Raw genomic sequence first — 23,013 nt, forward strand, 5'->3', positions numbered from 1 at the left:
ATTAGTTATTTATGATATGAAAAAACTTATATTTAATATTCGGTGTATAGGCAGTTGAATCGTAATAGGACCAATACCTCATCCTACTGTTTTGTGATTGTGCATTAACAAGTGGATTACCTGTAATATCCTTCGCCACAACGATTGTATTGTGATTAAAACGCCCATCTCCTTCAAAGTCATAGCAAATGATATCACCCAATAAAAGCTCTCTAGGCGAGGAAACTTCTTTTGCTTGAAGACCTTTTTGTGATCCACTTAAATACAATCTCAAGGCATTGGCAACAGTCCAGCTATAACTCCAATTATTATTTTGCATCCACCAACCTTTATTACGATTCGGATATCCATACATCGGTGCGCCCCCAGCACGGAGACATTGCGAAATAAAATTTGTACAATTATCTTCGAACTTTTTGTATTTGGGGTTGTAGTCATTCCACCACCGCTCCGCGTATTGAACCGCAGCAAGTCGGTTATATTTAAAATCCAGATTGCGTTCTTCTTGGGTTTCACGATCCATTACTTCATGATGGGTGTCTATTTCTTTTGGAACCTCTTCATCACTAATTAATTTATTTAATGTAAATACAGCCTTTCTTTCTTCACAGTGCTCTTCAATGTAGAGATTTTTATTCTGACGAATTAAATATTGGGAATGAACAATATAATTGAGATGGACCTTTCCATCCACTTCATTTTTACTGATGATTTGGCCGTTTGTATTGCATTTAACGATTTCTGCAGAACGTTTATCTAAAAGCTCTTTTTTCCTCTGAATAAACTCAAGATCCTTTACTGGTAAACTAACAGAAGGAACACTTCTTCGATTCCCAACTAGTAATTGTGCCTTAGCCTCAATTACTTTTGCTAAAGTCGACTTCAACTTCCGACACCACCTTCAGGTTGTGATATTACACCATATGTAGTAATTCGGGAAAATATTTTATTGTTTGTGAACTAGACTTGAGTTTAGGATTTGTATTTTTAATATTAGCGTTTTTAAAGGTAGGGAGTGTTTAAGTATTTCATCATCAATCTTTTTTGGTAGACCTTATACTTTTTTCCATATTCATAGGAACTCTGACTAGGGCTGCACCCGCTTCTTCTTTCGGAATCAACCCTCTTTTCGGACTCAGACTTTAGGGTTACTCGCCTCTCCTGTCAGAATCAACCCTACATTCGGACTCTGACTTTGGGGTTACTCGCCTCTCCTATCAGAATCTGCTCCTCTTTCGGACACTGACTTTTTTTCTCTAACCTTCTATCAAAATTACCTCATCATTCGGACAACTATCAGTACCATAAAGGTCTTAGTGTTCAAATCATGCATAATCCAAAAAAATTGCGCCACTAATACAAAAAAGGATGCGTCATCGCATCCTTTTAGTTGATTAACATATTCAAACCCTTTTCAATTTCTTGCAGAACTTGCTCGTCCTTTTCTTTCAGACTTGCTTCTTTTAAAATTTCAATTGCACTTTCGTCGCCTATCTTGCCTAAAGCCCATGCAGCAGTACCACGCAGTACTGGTCTTGGATCATCCTTTAGGACTTTTGTTAATTCAGGAATCGCACTAGTATCCTTAAAGTGGCTAAGTGCAATTATCGCATTTCGTTGGATTGGTTTTTTCCCTCTCCAAGACCCCGACAGTGATCCGAATGTTTCCTTAAAATCACGATTACTAATTGATAAAATCGGTTTTAGTAATGGCTTAACAACCTCGGGCTCCGGTTTCATTTCCTCGTGAAAATGAAAATCAATTCCTTTATTTTTCGGGCAAGCTGTCTGACAGGAATCACAGCCATACAGTCGATTTCCAATTTTGGTACGAAACTCGTCCGGTAAAAAGTCTTTTGTTTGCGTTAAGAAGCTAACACATTTTTGTGCATTGATTTGTCCCCCCTGCACCAAAGCACCGGTTGGACAAGCATCAAGACATGCTCGACATGAACCACATTGATCCTCAATTGGCGAATCAGGTACGAAAGGGATATTCGTAACCATTTCCCCTAAATATACATACGATCCGAATTCTGGTGTAATAATGGCACAGTTTTTTCCACTCCAACCGATACCTGCTCTTTCAGCTACTGCACGATCCGATAATTCACCTGTATCAACCATTGATTGAAGTTTAGCATCAGGTAACTTTTCTATGATAAACGCCTCAAGCTTTTGTAGCCTGTCCCGTAATATATGGTGGTAATCCTCTCCCCAGGAAGCACGTGCAAACAAACCTCGACGTTCATTTCGTGTGCTCCTTGGTGCATCCTTTAGCTTTGATGGATAAGCAAGTGCTATTGCAATAATAGACTTCGCACCAGGTAAAAGGAACTCTGGATTTGTTCTTTTTTCAATATCTTTTGGTTCAAATCCCGATTGATAGCCTAATTCCTGTTGCCTTAATAATCTAGATTTTAATTCTTCAAATGGCGAAGCACTCGCAAAGCCAATTTTATCAATTCCAATCGTTTTACTATAATCAATGATTTTTTGTTGAAGTTGTATAGTGTCCAAGTCTTGGAACCTCCCTTCTTAGGACTTGTAAGCCGTTCTATTTATTTAATTACTAGGATTTATGGTACACTATTTACAATAATTTTTGGAGGGATAAATGATGGAAATTAAGATTTCGCCACATTTAAAGGAACTTGTTCCTAATTTTAAAGTAGGAATTATACAATACAATCATATCGAAGTTGGCGATTCTCCACAAATGATTCGTGGCAGACTACAGACCTTTCAAGAATCGCTCTTTTTTGATTTAGAAGACAAGCATGTTACAGATTTTCAAGGAATCGCTGAGTGGAGAGATATTTTTAAACAAGTTGGTACAGATCCCAATCGATATCGTCCGTCTGTTGAGGCAATCTATCGTCGGATACAAAAGCAAAACTATTTGAACTCAATACACTCCGCTGCAGACTTAAACAATTTCTTTTCGATGCAGTATGAAATACCAATAGGGATTTATGATACAAATAAAATTAACGGTAATATTGAAATTCGTGTGGGACAACTAGGTGATGAGTATTTAGGAATTAATGGTAGAAACATTTCGATGGAGGATAAAATTTTATCCAGTGATGAGACGGGAGCCTTTGGAAGCCCTTTTGTCGATTCCGAAAGAACCGCTGTAACTACTGAAACCAAACATGCCATTCAAATTGTGTATTTGAAGCCATCTTTACAAAATCAAAGCTGTGAAAAACTACTGACTTCTCTTGGTGCGATGTTCACACAAGTACATGGTGGCTCGGCTAAATCCTTTTTAGTTCTGTAAAATCTTTATAAAATAAAAAAACGCAACACCTCGTTTATCTAAGAAACGAAACACTGCGTTATATATGTATTGGAGCGGGTGATGAGAATCGAACTCACGACATCAGCTTGGAAGGCTGAGGTTTTACCATTAAACTACACCCGCATATAAAATCTGTATGAAGTTCATTAATTAATTATGTGATTATTATAACAAGTTTGTAAATGAAGTGCAATAGGTTTTGTAACTTTTTGTCGAAGTTTTTTTATCGGCTGACTACTTGATTTATTATACATACCACATCATTATTTTGCAATAGTAATATTAAAAATATATTCACGTTACTTACATCATTAATACAAAACATCATAAAATTAACCTTTATCAATATAATAATCATTCTAAGGGACTGCCTGATTTCTTCATGGCAGCCCTTTCTCTTTTCATAAATTTGTTTTGACTTTATAGATTATTAGGAGTAGATTCATATATATATTCAAATAATCAGATATTCTATTATTCAGAAGGAAGGATAAAAATGCTACATAGGTGGGCTTTTTCAGGGAGATTTAAAGGGTATTCGGTTCATTCTTTTCAAAAGGATCTTATTTCTGGCGTCGTTGTTGGGATTATAGCAATTCCTCTTGGAATGGCATTCGCGATTGCTTCAGGCGTCAAACCAGAATATGGGATTTACACGACCATCATCGCGGGTATTCTTATTTCACTCTTTGGAGGCTCCAAATACCAAATCGGTGGACCGACTGGTGCTTTTATTCCGATTCTATTTGGGATTGTTGCAACTTATGGATTTGAAAATTTATTAATTGCTGGTTTTATGGCGGGTGTTCTTCTATTCTTAATGGGTCTTTTTAAACTTGGGTCTTTAATCAAATTTATTCCACGACCTGTTACCATTGGATTTACATCAGGAATTGCAATTATTATTTTTGTTGGGCAGGTACCAAATTTTCTTGGTCTTGATAAGATTGAGAAACATGAACTATTTATAGATAATATGAGAGAGATTATATTTCATATTCGAGAGATTAATATTTATAGCATTCTAACGGCTACGATTTGTTTAGTTGTACTGCTGTTAACTCCAAAGTTCTTTCCGAAAGTACCCGGTTCATTAATCGCTTTGCTTATTTCTACTGGTATCGCGACTATTTTTTACCCAACTCAAGTTGCTACGATTGGGTCAACATTTGGGGATATTCCTAGCAAACTACCAAGCTTTCAATTTCCTGAGATCACATTTGAACGAATTAAACAGTTGATTCAACCGGCATTTGTGATTGCAATGTTAGGAGCAATTGAATCTCTTCTTTCTGCTGTTGTTGCAGACGGTATGACAAATAGTAAACATAATAGTAACCGTGAATTAGTTGGACAGGGAATTGCTAATATGGTTACCCCTTTATTTGGTGGGATTCCAGCAACTGGTGCCATTGCAAGAACGGCAACCAACATTAAAACAGGCGCTGTTTCACCTTTTTCTGGTGTTATACATGGTGTCGTTGTTTTGCTTGTCTTACTTTTATTTGCACCGTATGCTTCAAAAATTCCTTTAGCAAGTATGGCCCCAATTATTATGCTAGTTGCTTGGAACATGAGTGAGCGCCGTGTTTTTTATCATGTGTTACAAACAAAAACGGAAGATTCTCTTGTACTTGTTGTCACCTTTCTACTCACCGTCTTTATGAATCTAACTGTTGCGGTGGAGGTAGGACTCATTTTAGCAGTTGTACTTTTTACTAAGCGAATGAGTGATATAATAGTAACGGAAAAAGCTTTACCAAACCCAGAATCTAAACATGAAAAAGTAGATAGTCGTGTTGTGACTGATTCTCATGATTGTCCGCAAATAAGTATTTATAATGTGGAAGGTCCTCTGTTTTTCGGGGCTGCTCAGGCTTTTGAACAACAGATTATGAATTCAATCAATTACAAACCAAAGGTTCTTCTCCTACGTTTAAGTAGGGTACCTTTCATGGATACAACAGGAGAAGGGCGATTAGCTAGTATTGTTCAGGACTTTTCAAAGCAAGGTATTGTTTTAATCTCAGGGATCAAACCACAACCAAAAAGCGTTCTTCATAAAACCGGGTTATATGAGGTAATCGGTGAGGAAAACTTTTTTGAACATACAGGTGATGCCATTGATTATGCCCTTACCCAGATTAACAACAATAAATGTTTGGGTTGCAGACACTTTGCTTTTAAAGAATGTCAGGCTCTCTCCGGAGTCCATGAGAAAGTAGTGAAAAACAGAGGTATTTCTATGAGTTAATGTAGAAAGTGAGGTAAGGTAGTGAATTTAGAAATGCAACAATTCAAGGCTGACTTTTTTAAAGCACTCGCACATCCATTAAGGATTCGTATCCTAGAACTTCTTGCTGAGGGGGATAAAAACGTGAATGAAATTCAAACCCTTATTGGAAGTGAAGGGTCAGCCGTGTCCCAGCAATTAACTGTACTCCGTGCTAAAAATATTGTCTATGGAACGAAAGACGGTAATCGTGTTATATACTCACTAAGAGACCCAATGATTGTCGAACTTCTCTCGGTGGCAAAACAAATTTTTAATAATCATCTTGTAAATACCATTTCCCTACTTGATAAAATCGGGGAAAATGAAAACTAATAGAAAACGGCTAAAATGATTGAAACCATTTTAGCCGTTTTATTCGTTTACTTTACTAGTGGGAAGCCGAATCCTGAAGCAATGTCATCACCATTTCCGGCAGTGATATCGTTACTTTTTGGACGTTTTTGCATCTTTTGTTCTTCATTGCAGGTTGGTCATACTTTGAACTAACCATTAATCTGGTAAAAACTCCTCACCAAAATTATTGATGATAAATCTTCTTTCTTCAGCTTCATTCATTAAGCCATACGCCTTTCCTATCGTTCCGTTTTGGTAGTTCCAAAAATAATTGTGGTCATCATCAGCTCTGCTGAAATCACCACTTTTCCAGCGTTTAGCAATTTCTAAGAGATCTTCTTTTCTAGAAAAATCGCTTTTGGAAATGATATCATAAATCTCATGGATGGTATCGGGAATCATCGGTGTTGCACCCCATTTATCTTCGGCTTTCACCTTTTGATGGGTCATATGATGCATCACTTTGATAACTTCATGTTCATCTGGTGTTTGGCTTAACTTTAAATCATATGTAATGCCACCAATTTTCTTAGTCTGCTCTTTAAAATCATTCGCATTACTGGATTCCTGCTTCGATGAAGAGACTACTTTTTGATTATCAGCACTGTCGAACACATTAAAAACACTGAACATCAAACCTACTGAAACCGCTATTAAAAGCACAAAACCTATTATCCAATATTTCATCATTTCCCCCTCTAAAAAGCACCATATTCTTACTTTTAAGTATTATGTATCCATTTCTCATATTAGCATAAAATAAATGGTTAAATAGCGTTATTTGCTTAAGTGACGAATCTTAAGGATAAAGTTAGGTAAAAATACCTACAAACAAGTCGGAGGTTTATTTTATTGAGTTTGGGATTATGGGCCTATCTAGTATTATTTCTTTTAGGATTAGCGATTTTAACAATTGTATATTGGAAAGTTAGGTCGGGTCGTCTTTTTATTCTTTATTTTACCGTCACTGGTACCACTCTTTTATTTGATTACTTCGTCTATCTTTGGGGAAAAGCTTATGTTTATAAATTAGGTGTGTTAGACAATGAATTAGATTCACATTTAGGTGCAATGGTTAATGGCCTTGTGCTCCCTGCGTTTGCAGCTTTATTTGTCGTTTTGAGGTGTAGGTGGTATTGGAGCATTCCGTTAGCTTTATTTTTCACCTTAATTGAACTCATTTTTACTAGATGGGGAATTTTTGAAACTAATTGGTGGAGCCCCTGGTATACTGTTGTTGGTTTAGTTATTTATTTTCCTATTGCAAGACTGTGGTGGGTACATTTAAAAAAGAAATGGATTCACTTTGGATCGTTACTTTTATCATTTTATGGTATATTTATACCCCTACATTATCTGCTCCATGCAGTTATTGGCATAAGAACCTACCATATTGAATGGCTGGAGCAAATACATCGAGGTAGTTCTGCCATAACAACGGTAACGGGTCTTATTTTTGCTTTTTTACTTGCTTATTTAAGTGTAGTTAATGCAAGGAATGGCTGGTATCTTATTATGATTGTTTCATATATTGCTTACGATATAGTGTTGAAAACGACCGGTGTTTTCAAGGCTAAACATACGATTCTAGATTATCCATTAAGCTTTCTCTCCTTCTTCCTCGGATATCTTTTTGTTAGGTATGCAGATCGAAAAATAAAAAACCTTAAAAAGGATACCTAGTCTGGGATTTGATACAATAGATAAAAAGGCTTGGAGGAGAAAAAGTTGGATCAATTCATGAAAAGGGCAGTTAATCTAGCCTTACAAAATGTAAATGAAGGTGGACAGCCTTTTGGTGCAGTTCTTGTAAAGGATAATGAGATAGTATCTGAAGGTGTAAATGAATTGCATAAAGTACATGATGTCAGCGGACATGCCGAATTGCTTGCCATTCGTCGTGCACAAGAAAAATTACAAACGAATGACCTTTCTGGCTTTACCATGTATGCTAGTGGTGAGCCCTGTCCGATGTGTTTGACGGCAATATACTTTGCAGGTATTGAAAATATTTATTTTTGTCAATCAGCTGCTGAAGCTGTAGAGGTAGGATTAGGGAAGTCCACGTTTATTTATAATGAATTAAAGAAAAAGAGAGAAGAACGCACTCTCCAAATGACACAGATGAAATTATTGGAGGGGCAAGAAAACCCCATGTTACATTGGAAGCAAAAATGATAAATTAAGATTATGCCTGTCCCCGAATTATAGTGGCAAACAGGCATACTATTTTTAAAGTTTTTTAGTTAAACATATAATCCGATTCGCTTCTTGAAACCCATTACTTAAATGAAAATTCAAGCTTATATTATTCTCAAGTTCCACATCGCTTGCAAATTCTTTACACCCTTTACTCTTCGCCCATTTCTCACAAGCAGATAATAGCTGTTTCGCAACTCCTATCCTCCTGTATTCTTCTTTTACAAAAATACCTTCAAGATATCCTACCGGGCTGCTTTCAGTTCCCTCAACATAGTCCATTCGTAATTGGCATTGAGCAAAACCTATTGTATCATTCTCTGATTTAGCTAAATAAATGATCGCCTTTTGGTCCAGAATCAGCTCAGAAAACTCACTAGTAAGTTCACTTTCTACATTATCTGGCCATAACCGTAATGCAAGTTTCGTAATTGCTTTTACATCATTATTAATAGCCTTTACTATTTCCATAAATTCCTCCTAAAATAGTTTCTACTATCTTGAACGTCGGCTATAATCGCGTTCGATTTCTTCCTTCCAGCTTCGGTCTATTTTCTTCCCGCTGCGCAGATTTGTGACAGCCTCACTTACCATTTGATAATTCAATTGTGTCCCTTGTTCATCAGCATGGTAGTCAACGGCAAAATCCTCATCAATTCCAAATTGCGCAGCTGTTGATACGGCATCAATATTCGCACCTAAGAACATGAATTCCCATCCATATTTCTCTTTTTGGTTTTGAACCATTTTTATAATTTTTTCTGCTGTAAATTCACGGCTTGCATTTTCCATTCCATCTGTTGTAATTACGAATAGTACTTTTTCAGCTCGTTCATTATGACTCGTGTGTTTTTGTACATTGTTTATTTTTTGGATCGTAAAACCGATTGCATCTAATAATGCAGTGGTACCACTAACCGCGTAATCTTTTTCGGTGATTGGTGAAATTCCTTTCACATTAATTCGGTCATGCAATATATCATAATGGTGATTAAATAGAACGGTTGTGACAATTGCTTCCCCTTCCGCTTTCTTTTGCTTCTTTAGCATTGAGTTGTAACCACCAATTGTATCGGCTTCAAGTCCTGCCATGGATCCACTCTTATCTAAAATAAACACTAATTCTGTTTTCATCTGTTATCCTCCGTTCAAATTTGATTACATTGTAAGGATAACAAGATTAAAAACAGTGCAGGTCGCTTCAAAAGCGACATTTTTTATGCACCTAATAACGGTTGGTCGAACATAAATAAAGCTTCATTGATTTCATGAATATTATATTTTGCTTGTTTAATAAAAAATTCAATAATAATGTCAAATTTGCTGCTATGGGTCAATGTGTAACCAGCAGCGGACAATAAATGAATGGTTTCTTCAACATCCAATTGTAATGCAATCGCAAAGGCAATCGCTGTTTTCTTTTTAGGGGTGTAACCAGCATCTTTACGAATTTTGGAGAACAATCGACGATCAATATTTGCACGCTTATACGTTTGGGCATCAGTCAATCCTCTTTCATCGATTAAACGAAGAAGTCTTTCAGAAAATGATTCATCTAATTGCTTGACGATATCAGCTAAACTGCTATCGACCTGAAGGCTTTCCTCGATTTCGTAGAGTTCGAGTTCGTCCGTTTCCTCCATTGGTTCAGCATGATAGTGTTCAATATTTCTAGCACGGCTAAATGTCGTTTCTATTTCATCTACATAATATTCGTCTATATACTGATTTATGGAAGCAAACAACTTTTTACTAACACCAAATGATGCTTTATCAAAAACGACGAGATAGACAACCATCTCGTGGTCCATCAAAAATGAGCTAATCGTCGATACCGCGATTTGCAGAGCCTCCTCCTTTGGGTAACCATAGATGCCTGTTGATATCAGTGGAAATGCGACGGATTTGCATTTATGCTGATAAGCAAGTTCCAATGATTGTATATAAGAGGACTGTAAGAGCTTTGCCTCGTTCTTAGAACCCCCCTGCCAAATCGGACCAGGAGTATGGATGATATATTTTGCAGGCAGCATAAAAGCATCAGTGATAACTGCATTTCCTACCGGGCAGTTACCAATTTCATCACAAGCAGTTTGGAGTTCTTCAGCACCAGCAGCACGAAATATCGCACCACACACACCCCCACCCATCTTCAGCTCTGTGTTCGCGGCATTCACTATCGCATCAACTTTCATCCTCGTAATATCATTCCGAACAATCTCCAAAGGCATGAGTATCTGCTCCTTTCTCTTGGAAACCGGTTTGTGGGTCACGGGGACAGGTCCATTGTCCCAATAAATAAAAAATGGGACGAGGTACCTGTCCCTCTGTCCCATTATTTTACTATAAATGTTATTCCTTAGGCAGTAGTTGTATTTCCATTGGCTCTGCGTCTTTGCTATCAAATTCTATGACGGTTTTTCCATTGGTAGCGGATATGATACGAATTCGGGCATCGGTTGTTCCTAACTGCCATTCACCTTCAATCGTTATCCTCATTTGCTTCATCTTACTTTCGGAATGGCGCCAAGTCCGTGAATAAATACTTACTTCTTTTTGAACGCCATTTTCATCATATTGATCCTCTTCAATCCCTTCATAGAGACGTAGGTCGGGATCAACAGCACTTAAGATGAGCTTCTCACCTTCCATTTTTGTCATTACCATGGATGGAGTATCAACAGCTTTCACCATTCCATGCTCAACAGCATGATTAACCTCAAATAACGCATATCCAGTGATTCCAGTTGCTTGATCATGTACAATATGTGCATTCCGGTCTTGTTGTAGAACATGATAAGGAGCTAGATCAGCGTTTTCCATGGCCTCAGCAAATGCCTTCATTTCCTCAACTTTTGTTTTAACCAGTACAGCATATTGATATTTTCCATCTTTAGGAGCATGACCATGGTCAATCCATGCTGTTGAAAAGGATCCTGATGTATCTGAACCATCTTTTTGATCCTTAGACCGCTGTTCAGATCGACTAACTGCAAGTGTTTGTCCTGCAGGTACATAGAATCCATTATCCTTATTATCGATTAACCATGCATTATCTGAAAGTGTAAGATTATCTCTGTAAGGGAAATCTGTAATCTCCCCAGTTGATGACATCCAGACTGGTTCATTATCTGCTTTCATATGATTTTGGAATAGCGTCGTTTCTGTCGGATACTCACTATTCTCATTCTCAATGTCAGATCCAAGTGCAACAATCCGATTGTCAAAGAAGAAATAAGATTTTCGTGCACGATGAGTCCCCTCATATTTTGGATGCTCATGGAGCTTCATCGCAAACATACCGTTTTGCCCTTGTAAACTAAGGCTCCCCGAATACGTTTCGTCAGATAACAACATTTCCTCAACCCCACTAAATTTGTCAACGTTTCGTACATCTGAACGTAATTTATCAAGTGGCAAATGAATCGTTGTTGTTCCAGGCCAACGATTCCAATCCCAACCTTCTTGGACATAACCGCTATCCTTATGATTATATGAACCCATTATTTGCATTTGCCCATAAGACATATAACGGCCATATAGATTGGCGTTTTGATAGGTTTCATTCCCCCATAAATAACGACTATAGCCTTTAACCCCTACAAGCCAATCATCTCGTCTGTGGATACCAAGATTCGCATAGTTCATCGACCAATATCCATTTGGATCTGCCTCTGCTGAAACTCCTACCTTCTTGAACTCACGTACCGTAGCATCCTCCTTATCAGAAAGTCTCAAATATGCAGCAGCAACCTCTCGATCAATTTCCTCTTTTCCATCAGGTGTTCCTGCTAATGCCATATATCTATAAGGCGGCAAGACCAAGCCTTGGGTACCAGTTGGGTGACGTCCCGCAACGCTAATTAGCCATTGTGTTTTATTCGAATATAAGCGCATCGACAGCAAAGCCTTTTTCAGTGTCTCATGAGCATCTTCTGCAACTCTAAAAGGAGAATTTGAAAGAACATACATGATTGGAGTAACACCTTTGAAAGCATCATTCGCATATGCAGGATAATGATTCGCATGATGAAAAGCAGAGCCATCCTTCTTAAATGCAGCATCTAACCCTTTCGCAGGTCGAAGTCCTTGAGATAGCCAAGCTGAAAAACTCTCCATATCTCGTATCTTCTCCACAGTATCCTCTTGAACTAGAATACTAGCAAGCATACCATTCAGGGTTGTGTTTAAGATATCAATATTCCCTACCACTTCTTCCTCGGGAGTATATATTTTTCCTGCACCACTTAACCAAAATAATGCTTTTTGGGTTCGGTCTAATCGCTCAGCTTCACGTAACACGTCACGCATGAGAAAAGCGGAAGTATAGAATCCACGAATATTATAACCAAGGTGATGCATAGTTCCCTGTGAACTGCCATCGTTCCAGCCTTGATCTGCTAAATGATCTACTAAATCGATATACATTGTCTTTAGTTCACTTTTTTGATTATCGTCCTCTGTAGAGAGGTACGCATTCGCTACTACTTGCATAAAATCAGTGTATTTTCTAAGGTCAATTGTATTGTTTAAGTTTTTGAAGTCCTCTTTTAATGGTGCAGGAATTTGGTCAAAATGCGGCATAAACAAGGAGCCCCCACTGATACCTCCTTCATCGCTTCGTTTGATGCCGAATGTGGCAAATTCACCACGAATATCATTTAGTAGTGACTCTGTTACTTTTTGCTTTTTAAAAACTAGTTCTGTAAACTTCTCATCAATTGCTCGAATACCTGCTATTGCAGAATCAGAAACTTCCGATTGAGGTTCTGGTGGTGTTAATCTCGAATAGTGCAGCAAGCCGAGCCAGTGACTATTTGCGGCTTCCATAACAGTTGGATTCACAAACGGTACTTGCCGGTCTGGTGTGTGATGACGTGGGTCAAGAGGTGTGGAAAGCATCATGGAGTCAAAATATAATGTGCCTGATGTAGATTCTGGTGCAACAATCGTCATCCGATTCATTTGAGGATGTGGCGTCCCTTCCATATCACGTTCAAAGGAAACCCAAGCAGTACGCCAGCCTGTAAAATTTAGATCCATTTCAAACCAGCTATCCACTTTATTTCCTCTGCCAAATTGGAAGGTGGCTACATCATTAACGGGTTTTTCATTATAGACCCAGACTACAAAGGTATCGATCGATTGGTCCTGATTATTTTCAACATACGGTTTAAAGTTAATTTTTTCTTTTACTGTGAGTCTTGAACCATTCTGAAATTTCCATTTCAATGCCTGACGTCCATCCTTCGAATGCTCATCTGTGGTTTCAAGTGTTCCCTCTTTGGAAGTAAAGGTCTTAGGGACACCATCTTCGAACAAAAATAATGGAATCCCGTGTGCTTTAGCATCCTGTTCCATCTGGTAAGCCCTTTTTACTATATCCTCTTGTTTTGATTCCTCCTGAATCACTTCGGCATGTGCCTTTGAAGCCTGTGGTTGTGTCCCAATGACGACAAGTGGCATCGCCAAAGTAGCTGTTAACGATAACGCGATGATTTTTTTCCCATACCCTCCCTTTGTTAAGGTAGGTCCCGTCAGCTTGTCTATTTCTCGCTGAAACTGTCCCTGGTGGTCATTCTTTGATTTCTTCACCCATACTCTCCCCTTTCAACGCTAATGTGTAAAACGCTTACATTTATTAATGTTAATTAAAAAAGAAAATAAAAAAAGGTGAAAAGATTATACCCCCGCCAAAAAGAATAGGTATATATTCCTGAAATGATAAAAAAACAAGGACAAGGAATCCCAACCTATGGAATGGGCTCCCTGTCCTATTAATAGATTTCTTTTTCAAAGCTATCTCCGTTACTATATTCGACTTTCATCACTAGTCTGATATTTTCATATTGTTCAACTTGATGGATGTTGAAAAAATGTTCACTATAATCTGGTGAGTCTTCTTTGACCATTTGCAATTCTTCTTCTCCAATTAAGGTATCTCCCTTATATTTTAGAAGGGTTGCTTTTTCTACATATACAGATTTTTCATCAATCTGATAATTAATTAACGTAATATCTAATTTTGATTTAAAAATATGAACATCTGTCTGGATAATTCCGTAATAACTCGTTCTCAAATCCCCTAAAAATTCATTCTGAATCACGCTACTTTTTACTAAATCATCATCATAAGAAACCGTTACATAAAAATGAATCATATCATTCCCATCAATAGCTTCTTTTTCTGATGCCTCTTCACTGTGATAGGAATCTGAAGTAATCAGTCCAACATGCCATTGCGGCTCTTTATCAAATCTAAAAGGTACTTTTACCTGAAAAAGACCATTTTGCATTTCATTTGCAGGGAGAGCTTTATATTCCTCACTCTCACTAAAGGTGTAATGAAACACAACGTCTGAATTTTTTTGTAACTCCTTGACCTGCCAATTAAAAATTGCATTCGCTTGGCCATTTGTTACTGCGTTGTTATCAATCTCCATCGTAACCGTACTAATCCAGCTCTGTTCATTCTTAAATTCTTCTAAAGCACTGTACACCTGACTTGCCTGCCCATCAATACTAGAGATAATATCATGTTGAAAGTTCGAAAAATTGCTTACCTGCCCCTCAAGCTGATTCACTTTCGATACTAATGTAAAATTTAACACCAAACTCCCCACCAAAGCCAGCACCACAAAAATCCTAAAATTTCGCTCGATCCCCATCATCTCCCCATAAAAAATAGAAACTTCCGCATAATAACATCATATTCTCCTTACATTAAATATAACAAAATTCTGGGACACAGGGACAGGTCCCTTGTCCCACTGCAAATAAAAAAGGGACTGGAGAACCCCCGTCCCAAAAGAGGGTAAAAATGAGAATTCGTTTTGGTTATGTGGCAAATGCATTAGGTTTATGGGATTCAAGTCCTTCTAAATCATTAACTTTCACACGGTATGCAGCACTTCCTAAAGATGAACGTATGGATAAGCTAAAATTTGTGACCGCACAGAATTTACTCCATACAAAGAGGATTCTGCATTATAATATCGCACATGAAATTGAGGTTTACCGGCTTTCAAGCTCACTTGTCCCCTTGGCCACCCATCCTGAGGTCTTGTGGGATTTCATCACTCCCTTTAAGAATGAATGGGACGAGCTTGGGCGCCTTATCCAACAATTTAATATGAGGGTGAGCTTTCACCCGAATCAGTTCACCCTTTTTACAAGTCCAAGAGATGAAGTCACGACGAACGCTGTAAGCGATATGGAATTCCATTTCAAGATGCTTAAAGCATTAGATGCGCTTGATAAAGGAGTTCTTAATATACATATTGGTGGTGCATATGGTGATAAGGAAACATCATTATCACGTTTTCATCAAAACCTTAAACAACTACCAAATGAAATTAAAAAACAAATGACACTTGAAAATGATGATAAAACCTATGATGTAGAAGAAACACTGATTACCTGTGAAAAAGAAAACATTCCAATGGTCCTCGATTACCATCACTATATGGCAAATATAGGAGACGTCGACCTCTCTCTTTATTTGGAACGTATTTTCAATACTTGGAATGACAGGGTGACTGTACCAAAAGTGCATATTTCATCACCCAAATCAGATAATGCCTACCGTTCACACGCTGATTTTGTGTCATTAGACTTTGTCATGCCTTTTTTAATAATGGCTAAGGAACTTAATGAAGATTTGGATATCATGATCGAAGCGAAGCAAAAAAACCTTGCCATGCACAAACTTGTTGAAGAAATATCGAAAATTAGAGGAGTAAAGCGAACATCTAGTTCAACTGTGGAGTGGTAGGGACAAACAGCCCCTTGTCTCACTTGTAAACATGAAGAAATATGTGAGGTGAATGATTGTGACAAAGGTACGTCTTGGCTACGTGGCAATGAGTACAGAACTTAAGAATGCTTCCCCTTCAAAAACAATGACATATGCCCAATTTCAAAAAATAGAGGACAGAGAGGCTGCGATTCGCAAATTGGAGAGGATTGCCCTTTCCAATTTACATAATACACTTAGACTACTAAAGCATAATGCGGCATCTGACATTCATTTTTACCGGCTTACCTCTCGACTCATTCCTTTAGCCAATCATGAAGAACTGCTTGATTGGAATTATATGAAACCATTAAAGGCAAGTCTACGAGAAATAGGAGATTTTGTAAAAGAACATGATATCCGGGTGGATTTTCATCCAGATCACTTTGTTCTGATTAATTCTCCTCAAGTGGACATTCTTAAAAATTCAGTGCGCACCCTAAAGCTCCACTATCTTCTCTTAAGGGCTATGAGGCTAGATCCCACTCATCGTTGTGTTATGCATGTCGGAGGCAATTATAAAGAAACCGATGTTTCGCTTGAACGTTTTGTTACCAATTGGATGGAGGTTCCGGCAAAAATTCAAAAGATGATTATGCTCGAAAATGATGATACATCATTTACTCTAGAAGATACCCTATACTTATGTGAAAAATTAAATATTCCACTTGTTTTTGATTATCATCATCATCTTGCCCACCATGAGAATCCTAATTGGAAAATGCATTGGGATAGGATTGTGCAAACATGGAAGCATTCACCGCTCCCAATCAAAATGCATATTTCAAGTCCAAAAAGCAAGGAAGCGTTTCGTCATCATTCAGATTTCGTCGATATTGAGATGTTCTTTACATTTTTAAAAGAAATTAAAGGGAGTGTTCCACAAATCGACTGCATGATCGAAGCAAAGAAAAAAGACGCTGCACTCTTTCAACTAATAGAAGAAATCAAAACGAGGGATGACATAGAAATAATCGACGGCTCTTCCTTCTATTTAAAATAATTGGGACACAGGGACAGGTCCCTTGTCCCAAAATAAAAATGGGACAGGTAACCTGTCCCTTTCCCATTAGGATACTAAGTCTCTCATGGAATTATATATGCGTTCTACTACTTCAACACCAGCTTGTTCCCATCTGCTTTTATCGGATATACGCCCATCCTTATCAAGCGGCTCTTGGAATTGATCAAGTCCAGTTGTTGCAGTGACAAATGAGTTTTCATCATGGTCAAGACCAAAATTCACAATATGCTTTATGACATATGGTGTTCCAAATTGAATTTGGGCACTCGAATGATCCAGCATCCCTTCCACAACGAAAAAAGGAACCCGTAAATAAATCGTTTCTCCATTTTCACGCGATAATACCGCATCAAACTTTCCTTGATCGTATTCAAAATTACTACAAAAACTGCATCCATGGGAATCAAATATATCTCTGACCGCGCCAAAGTTTGCTTTTTTCCCATCGATTACTGAATTTAATGCAATCACACTATTCACCTCTACTAATCATAGTTACTATTGGTAGTATTTTCAAAATGGGATAGGAACATACATGGTTGCATGAAACCTCTTCTTTTTCCATAATCAAACAGACATAACTTTGGGAATGAATAGCAAAAATGAGTAAAAAGGATTTATCCTTTTTTATAAGGACACAGGCACAAGTTCGTTGTCCAAGCTAATACAAATTTTGGGACGAAGAATCTCTGTCCCACTGTAAAGGTGATGTTATGGAACAAATGTATCAGGCTGGTGATGTTGTTTATGTATTTTATCGAAATCCCCATACTCAAGACGTAGCTAATATCCAAGCAGCAGCTGTTGTAAATCACCCAGAAAGACCGAATGAGTTGGCCCTGTTTCTATATGAAACGTATTATCCATTATCAAATGAGGTTGCTGTTTATTCAACAGAAGAAGAAGCAAACCAAGCCTATCAGTATTACTATGGGGATGTTTCAGAAGGGACTTTCGAATGAAGCCATTTAACCCAAAGCTCATCTATTTTGAACCGAAAGCATTAGATTATCCGTTAGGAAAACAGCTCCTCGAAAAATTTGAAAAAATGGATGTTGAGATTCGATATACCACATCACACAATCAGGTAAGAAACTTACCTGGCGATAACGACTTCCAAAAATACCGTGTCGCTAAATCAACTCTTGTAGTGGGGATAAGAAAAACACTTAAATTTGACACCTCAAAGCCTTCTGCTGAATATGCAATTCCATTCGCAACAGGCTGTATGGGGCATTGCCACTATTGTTATTTACAAACAACAATGGGATCAAAACCATATATTCGTACATATGTAAATGTCGATGAAATTCTAGAAGCCGCTGATCAATATATGGAGGAGCGCGCCCCAGAAATAACGAGGTTTGAAGCATCCTGTACATCTGACATTGTAGGGATTGATCATTTAACACATACTCTAAAAAGAGCGATCGAACATTTTGGTGAATCAGAGTATGGCAAACTACGGTTTGTGACAAAATTTCATCACGTCGATCATTTATTAGATGCCAAACACAACGGCAAAACTAGGTTTCGCTTTAGTATGAATGCTGATTATATTGTAAAAAACTTTGAACCTGGAACATCCCCATTAGAAAAAAGAATTGAGGCTGCAGGTAAAGTTGCAAGGGCTGGATATCCTCTTGGGTTCATTATAGCCCCTATCTACCTCCATGATGGATGGGAAGATGGATACTATAAGATGTTCGAGCGTTTAGAGGCAGAATTACCACCAGAAGCCAAAAAGGACTTAACTTTTGAATTTATTCAGCACCGATTTACCAAGCCAGCAAAAAGGGTTATCGAAAAAAATTACCCAATGACTAAATTGGAACTGGACGAAGAAAAAAGAAGGTATAAGTGGGGTAAATACGGGATCGGGAAATACATCTATCAGAAGGATGAAGAAGAGGATATTAAAAAACACCTCTATTCGTATATGGAAAAATTTTTCCCTAACGCAAAACTAGAATACTTCACATAAATCAAGGTAACAATACCGTTGGACAAGGTATCCTTGTCAGGGACAAAGGGACAGGTCCATCGTCCCAAAAAAATGCAGAGGTGAAAATGATGGCAAAGCAAAAAGGAAATAACAACGCGAAACAACAAAGAAATAATGATGTTGGTTCAGGATCAAGATACCATGAAAAACATGCGAGCCATGTTCCAGATTATGGTGCTAATAGCATGGACCCAAATGCAAAGGGATACAAATAAGCTTTCGAAAAGAGGAATCAATATTATGGATTTTGAAGCGAGAAATTCAACGGAGGCTGCCCTCCTTGATTACAAGACCGGTATTGGTACTTTTACTCAAAAAATGCCAAAGCTTGCTGAATTATATAATGCTTTTACAGAGGAATGTTTTAAAGAGGGAGTATTATCTCAAAAACAAAAACAACTTATTGCTTTAGGAATAAGTCTGTATTCACAAGATGAATATTGTATCATCTACCATACAAAAGGCTGTTTAGATCAAGGTTGTTCTGAAGAGGAAATTCTCGAAGTTGTCGGTGTAACCGCTGCGTTTGGTGGAGGAGCAACCATGAGTCAAGCCGTTACCCTTGTTCAGGATAGTATTGAAGAATTGAACCAATTAAAACAGTAAATCTTTTAACCCAAAGACAGTCTTCTTAGGCTGTCTTTTTTCCACTAAAAAACACACCCTTAAGTGTTAATGAGTGTGTCATACGATGATTTAGAGTTCATCCATTAAGTAAGGCTTTTATCTCTTCTGCATGTCTCCGACTTGTATCGATTACCTTTTTAGCTATTTTCCGGCTTTCTGGATCAAGGTCTCCCTTAACAAGTTCCTCTGAATATTCAACTCCATATTTATCTAGCCCTTTTATAGCATCTTCCATAATATCTACTGGATCGTCGGAAAGTATCATTTTATGCATGGAACTGTGGATTCTTCCTGAAAGACCCTCGTTGTTCGCAGGCACACCATTTAAATTCTGGATTCTTTCAGCGATTATTTGAGCATTTTGCTTTGTCTCTTGTTGCATCGCTTGGAACCTCTGTTTTAACACAGGATCGTTAAGATTTTGAATATGATGTTCAAATGCACGAATGCCCATATAACATCCTCTTAATAAAGTGTTTAGTTCCTCAACCACGATTTCGTTATTATTCATATTCTCACACTATTCCTTTTTCCCTTATTATGAAGAATCGAAAAGAAATTATGCATGAAGAGGAAACCACTATACATGCACCTATCCTAATTTTAGACATAAATTGGATAATGATAACTATATGTCGGGAGGACTCAGCATGGAGAAGAACAAAACTCCACAAGCCGCAAGAGCAAATTGGCATTTGTGGGAAATCATCGGGGTTATTTTAGTTTTTGGCTTACTGCTTATTTTATTACTTTCTCCTAATTCTATGTCTACGCTTTTCGATACCATCATTCAAGAAGTAAAACCAGTTGTTGTAGATATTTTCCTCACAAGTGAAATTGGTATCGCTATTATTGTAAGCGTTATCGTTGGTAGGATACTAGAAAGATTAGGTTTTACAGACGGGTTAATTCGGATTTTTGTCCCCATTATGAAGTGGTTTAAAATCAATCCTTCAGTCATCATTCCCAGTGTATACAATATTCTTGGAGATATAAATGCAGCTGGAAAAATTTCTGGACCGATTTTAGTAAAGGCAAACGCTACAAAGGCTGAACAAAAAATTGCCGTTGCAACCATGATTCAATCACCCCAATCCTTTGCTACCTTTGTTCTTGGACTGATTGCTCTTTCCGTTTTTGGAATAAATGCCTTTCCATTAGTAATTTTATCTATTTTTGTTCCAATTGTGATTGTTCCACTCCTTCTATCAAGAACGATATATCGAGATACAAAAAAAGTAGAACTTACCGAGTTACCACGTTTTACACCCAACACACGGTTTTTAAACACGATTTTTGCATCAGCTAAAGAAGGTGCAGAACTTCTCTTTCTTATTATCATCCCTGCTGTAGCTGCTGTATTCTTTTTCATCGGCGCATTAAAATTTGCGGGTGTCTGGAGCTTCATTGAATCAGGTCTTTCTTCAAGTCTAACGTTTCTAAGTATCGAACCTGCTACTGGAATCGTTTCCGTACTTGCTGCACCAACATTGGCAGTTGCTCAACTTGCTGACCTTGCTGCAACCATTGATCCCCGATTAATTGTTGGTTCGTTTGTTCTTGCCAATTCAGGATTGCCATTATCTGTCATCTTTGGTCAGGTTCCTGTCACTTGGGCTGAAACCTCAGACCTTACTGAAAGAGAAGCACTTGGTGCAGCCGTAATTGGACTGATTATCCGCATTGCCACAGCCTGTGTACTCGGCTACTGGCTAACTCCATTTTTGGTGTGATGGTCGATGAAATATATTATTCGCGGAAAAAAACTCATTACAGTTTCAGAAGCGGGGACGATTGAAAATGGTGGAATGTTGGTCGAAAACGGATTAATTAAAGTGGTAGGTACCTGGAATGATTTAATAACTCAATACCCTGATGTAGAGGTGGTTGATTGTTCAAAGCATGTGATTACACCATCGCTTGTTGACTGTCATACCCATTTACTTGAGTTTGCGCCCACCTCGCTTTATCCGGTCACTCCTGAGACCCATTTTATTGCCGGAAAAGGAATTCTTTTTAAAGCTTTATCCTCTGGGATTACGGCAATAGGTGAGCAAATATGTGGTCATCCACTATGTGATTTTTCTATAAGTGATTATCGTGAAGCAGTGGCTGATTTTCCAATGGATATCTCGTTTGCAACGACAAGCATCTCCATCGGCTTTGAAGAACTTGCCCATTTCACATCAATTACCGAATCAACGGCCGTTACACTAGCTGACTTAACTTCATCCACTCTTGTAAAAAAAATAGCCGAAAACAGTGATTATCCAGGTGAAAATATATTTATCAATGCCACCCCAGCTAATTTTACAGAGGATGTAGTACCAAAAGCAGGCGAAATCATTTATACCAGTCAACAGCTGCAGGAAATTGTCACTCTATTTCATGAAACGGGTAAGAGAATTGGTTGCCATGTTGCCGGTAAAAAAGGGATTGATCTGACCCTCGAAGCAGGATTTGATGTCTTGCACCATGCCCACGGGATTACAGATGAGCAGATTGATCAGGCTTCTGGGAAAGGAATACAAATTGTGGCAACTCCTATGGGCGGAACACATCTACCACCGAACTCACCTGCGGAAATTAAGAAGTTGGTACAGAAACAGATTCCTGTGTCTATTTCAACAGACGCATACTTGCCACCTTATCCTGGGGTTCCATGGCTGCCGTTTCAGGATTGCTCTTTAAAAGGGCCCGATTCTTTGATGCTAATTGCTGGGCCTGCTATGAAACGTTTAAAGGAGAACTATAATGAAAACGATATTCTTGCATTATTAACTGCAAATCCAGCTAGGATCCTAGGTAAAGAAAAACATTTCGGGATGTTAAAACCAGGACTCGAAGCCAATTTCCTAGTCGCCGAGGGCATACCTGGTTTGGAAATAACAGATGTAGAACAAATTAAAAAAATCTACTATAAAGGAATCAAAGTAATTGAACGAGGCTGAGTGGGTCGTAGGGTTGTGGGTCAAGGGGACAGGTCCCTGATATGAACGAAACTGTCAAGTTCCCCTCGAATCCCTAATTATAATTGCCGTTTTTTGGCGCACTTAAGAAGAGAAGCATTTTTGGGCTTCTTTTCTTTTTTATAAATGTTGGAGACATTTTATGTCTAGGGATTACCCTTCTCAGCTTACTGACTACTCCTCAATCTATGGATTGCCTGTCAAGTGCTCTCCTTGACTGGTAATCCATAGATTGAGACACTTTTTAAAGCTGAGAATTAAATTCCTCCTTTATTCAGAAGTTAAGAACACGGCACGAAGGCAAAAATCTAAGCTTCGGTAAGCACTCTGATATTCGTGGATTCTCACATTTTATCTTTCCGTATAAAGGATCTACCACCAACTCGTCACGTGCGTTAGCCTATTTAGACATAGCACAAAGGGACCACGTGGATTATCCTTTCCGGTGTTATACTTTG

General features: G+C 38.1%; 23 protein-coding genes and 1 tRNA gene. 13 read left to right on the forward strand and 11 right to left on the reverse strand.

The genetic code is table 11. From position 1 onward, the window contains the following. Window position 1: 1 nt before the first annotated feature. Both NST91_RS20420 and queG read right to left on the reverse strand, forming a co-directional pair. Entirely contained in the window at window positions 2–886 is an 885-nt protein-coding gene (locus tag NST91_RS20420; protein ID WP_341332612.1) for an amidase domain-containing protein, read from the reverse strand. Window positions 887–1,386: 500 nt separating this feature from the next. Further along, on the reverse strand, window positions 1,387–2,520 hold the full coding sequence (queG, locus tag NST91_RS20425) for a tRNA epoxyqueuosine(34) reductase QueG (RefSeq protein ID WP_341332613.1): 1,134 nt from the start codon (window positions 2,518–2,520) through the stop codon (window positions 1,387–1,389). Between the two features lie 100 nt (window positions 2,521–2,620). Between queG and NST91_RS20430 the strand changes: the two genes are divergently transcribed. Next, window positions 2,621–3,286, forward strand: coding sequence for a B3/B4 domain-containing protein (locus NST91_RS20430; RefSeq protein WP_341332614.1), 666 nt, complete (start codon window positions 2,621–2,623; stop codon window positions 3,284–3,286). Window positions 3,287–3,356: 70 nt separating this feature from the next. Here NST91_RS20430 and NST91_RS20435 read toward each other — a convergent pair. Beyond that, window positions 3,357–3,430 (reverse strand) — tRNA-Gly (locus tag NST91_RS20435). 373 nt (window positions 3,431–3,803) lie between these two features. Between NST91_RS20435 and NST91_RS20440 the strand changes: the two genes are divergently transcribed. Together NST91_RS20440 and NST91_RS20445 are read left to right on the forward strand one after the other, a co-directional pair. Next, window positions 3,804–5,561: a SulP family inorganic anion transporter gene (locus NST91_RS20440; protein WP_341332615.1), complete on the forward strand. Its 1,758-nt coding sequence runs from the start codon at window positions 3,804–3,806 to the stop codon at window positions 5,559–5,561. A 21-nt stretch (window positions 5,562–5,582) separates the two neighbouring features. Then, entirely contained in the window at window positions 5,583–5,915 is a 333-nt protein-coding gene (locus tag NST91_RS20445) for a metalloregulator ArsR/SmtB family transcription factor (protein ID WP_121448829.1), read from the forward strand. A gap of 177 nt (window positions 5,916–6,092) precedes the next feature. On the opposite strand, the gene NST91_RS20450 is transcribed toward NST91_RS20445, so the two are convergent. Further along, the gene (locus tag NST91_RS20450; protein ID WP_341332616.1) at window positions 6,093–6,623 is read right to left on the reverse strand and encodes a DUF6241 domain-containing protein; all 531 of its coding nucleotides are present in this window, start codon (window positions 6,621–6,623) and stop codon (window positions 6,093–6,095) included. 165 nt (window positions 6,624–6,788) lie between these two features. Between NST91_RS20450 and NST91_RS20455 the strand changes: the two genes are divergently transcribed. Beyond that, on the forward strand, window positions 6,789–7,619 hold the full coding sequence (locus NST91_RS20455) for a hypothetical protein (RefSeq protein ID WP_341332617.1): 831 nt from the start codon (window positions 6,789–6,791) through the stop codon (window positions 7,617–7,619). 45 nt (window positions 7,620–7,664) lie between these two features. Further along, window positions 7,665–8,114 carry a nucleoside deaminase gene (locus tag NST91_RS20460; RefSeq protein WP_341332618.1) on the forward strand — a complete coding sequence of 150 codons (450 nt, stop codon included), beginning with the start codon at window positions 7,665–7,667 and terminating at the stop codon, window positions 8,112–8,114. Window positions 8,115–8,168: 54 nt separating this feature from the next. Here NST91_RS20460 and aac(6') read toward each other — a convergent pair whose 3' ends face one another. From aac(6') to NST91_RS20485, 5 genes are all read right to left on the reverse strand, one after another. Next, window positions 8,169–8,606 (reverse strand): aminoglycoside 6'-N-acetyltransferase, encoded by a 438-nt coding sequence (aac(6'), locus tag NST91_RS20465; protein WP_341332619.1) that lies wholly within the window; start codon window positions 8,604–8,606, stop codon window positions 8,169–8,171. A 24-nt stretch (window positions 8,607–8,630) separates the two neighbouring features. Next, window positions 8,631–9,269, reverse strand: coding sequence for a vWA domain-containing protein (locus tag NST91_RS20470; protein ID WP_341332620.1), 639 nt, complete (start codon window positions 9,267–9,269; stop codon window positions 8,631–8,633). Window positions 9,270–9,352: 83 nt separating this feature from the next. After that, a complete protein-coding gene (locus tag NST91_RS20475; RefSeq protein ID WP_341332621.1) occupies window positions 9,353–10,366 on the reverse strand; it encodes a macro domain-containing protein in 1,014 nt (337 codons plus the stop codon). A 121-nt stretch (window positions 10,367–10,487) separates the two neighbouring features. Beyond that, a complete protein-coding gene (locus NST91_RS20480; RefSeq protein ID WP_341332622.1) occupies window positions 10,488–13,730 on the reverse strand; it encodes a chondroitinase family polysaccharide lyase in 3,243 nt (1,080 codons plus the stop codon). Window positions 13,731–13,912: 182 nt separating this feature from the next. Next, window positions 13,913–14,746, reverse strand: a complete 834-nt coding sequence (locus NST91_RS20485; protein ID WP_341332623.1) for a hypothetical protein — start codon at window positions 14,744–14,746, stop codon at window positions 13,913–13,915. A gap of 209 nt (window positions 14,747–14,955) precedes the next feature. Here NST91_RS20485 and uvsE (NST91_RS20490) point away from each other — a divergent pair, with 209 nt between their 5' ends. Together uvsE (NST91_RS20490) and uvsE (NST91_RS20495) are read left to right on the forward strand one after the other, a co-directional pair. Beyond that, window positions 14,956–15,909 (forward strand): UV DNA damage repair endonuclease UvsE, encoded by a 954-nt coding sequence (gene uvsE / locus NST91_RS20490; protein WP_341332624.1) that lies wholly within the window; start codon window positions 14,956–14,958, stop codon window positions 15,907–15,909. Between the two features lie 58 nt (window positions 15,910–15,967). Beyond that, a complete protein-coding gene (gene uvsE, locus NST91_RS20495) occupies window positions 15,968–16,933 on the forward strand; it encodes a UV DNA damage repair endonuclease UvsE (protein ID WP_341332625.1) in 966 nt (321 codons plus the stop codon). A 66-nt stretch (window positions 16,934–16,999) separates the two neighbouring features. Here the strand turns inward: uvsE (NST91_RS20495) and NST91_RS20500 are convergent, their stop codons facing one another. Continuing rightward, window positions 17,000–17,425: a YugN family protein gene (locus NST91_RS20500; protein WP_121448841.1), complete on the reverse strand. Its 426-nt coding sequence runs from the start codon at window positions 17,423–17,425 to the stop codon at window positions 17,000–17,002. A 242-nt stretch (window positions 17,426–17,667) separates the two neighbouring features. Between NST91_RS20500 and NST91_RS20505 the strand changes: the two genes are divergently transcribed. The 4 genes from NST91_RS20505 to NST91_RS20520 all read left to right on the forward strand — a co-directional run bounded on the left by NST91_RS20505 (window position 17,668) and on the right by NST91_RS20520 (window position 19,565). After that, the gene (locus tag NST91_RS20505; protein ID WP_099353271.1) at window positions 17,668–17,916 is read left to right on the forward strand and encodes a transcriptional regulator SplA domain-containing protein; all 249 of its coding nucleotides are present in this window, start codon (window positions 17,668–17,670) and stop codon (window positions 17,914–17,916) included. Further along, window positions 17,913–18,938, forward strand: a complete 1,026-nt coding sequence (gene splB / locus NST91_RS20510; protein ID WP_341332626.1) for a spore photoproduct lyase — start codon at window positions 17,913–17,915, stop codon at window positions 18,936–18,938. Before NST91_RS20505 ends, splB begins: the two co-directional genes overlap by 4 nt. 89 nt (window positions 18,939–19,027) lie before the next feature. Continuing rightward, window positions 19,028–19,174, forward strand: a complete 147-nt coding sequence (locus tag NST91_RS20515; protein ID WP_165918263.1) for a hypothetical protein — start codon at window positions 19,028–19,030, stop codon at window positions 19,172–19,174. 25 nt (window positions 19,175–19,199) lie between these two features. After that, window positions 19,200–19,565 carry a carboxymuconolactone decarboxylase family protein gene (locus NST91_RS20520; RefSeq protein ID WP_341332627.1) on the forward strand — a complete coding sequence of 122 codons (366 nt, stop codon included), beginning with the start codon at window positions 19,200–19,202 and terminating at the stop codon, window positions 19,563–19,565. A 97-nt stretch (window positions 19,566–19,662) separates the two neighbouring features. On the opposite strand, the gene NST91_RS20525 is transcribed toward NST91_RS20520, so the two are convergent. After that, complete coding sequence (locus NST91_RS20525; protein ID WP_341332628.1) at window positions 19,663–20,097, reverse strand: DUF2383 domain-containing protein; 435 nt, start codon at window positions 20,095–20,097, stop codon at window positions 19,663–19,665. 139 nt (window positions 20,098–20,236) lie between these two features. On the opposite strand from NST91_RS20525, the gene NST91_RS20530 reads away from it, so the two are divergent. Both NST91_RS20530 and NST91_RS20535 read left to right on the forward strand, forming a co-directional pair. Then, a complete protein-coding gene (locus NST91_RS20530) occupies window positions 20,237–21,319 on the forward strand; it encodes a hypothetical protein (RefSeq protein ID WP_341332629.1) in 1,083 nt (360 codons plus the stop codon). Window positions 21,320–21,325: 6 nt separating this feature from the next. After that, complete coding sequence (locus NST91_RS20535) at window positions 21,326–22,537, forward strand: amidohydrolase family protein (RefSeq protein WP_341332630.1); 1,212 nt, start codon at window positions 21,326–21,328, stop codon at window positions 22,535–22,537. The last annotated feature ends 476 nt before the right edge of the window (window positions 22,538–23,013 follow it).

The sequence above is a fragment of the Ferdinandcohnia sp. FSL W7-1320 genome (genome assembly GCF_038050315.1).
GTDB classification, from domain to species: Bacteria; Bacillota; Bacilli; order Bacillales; family Bacillaceae_L; genus Ferdinandcohnia; species Ferdinandcohnia aciditolerans.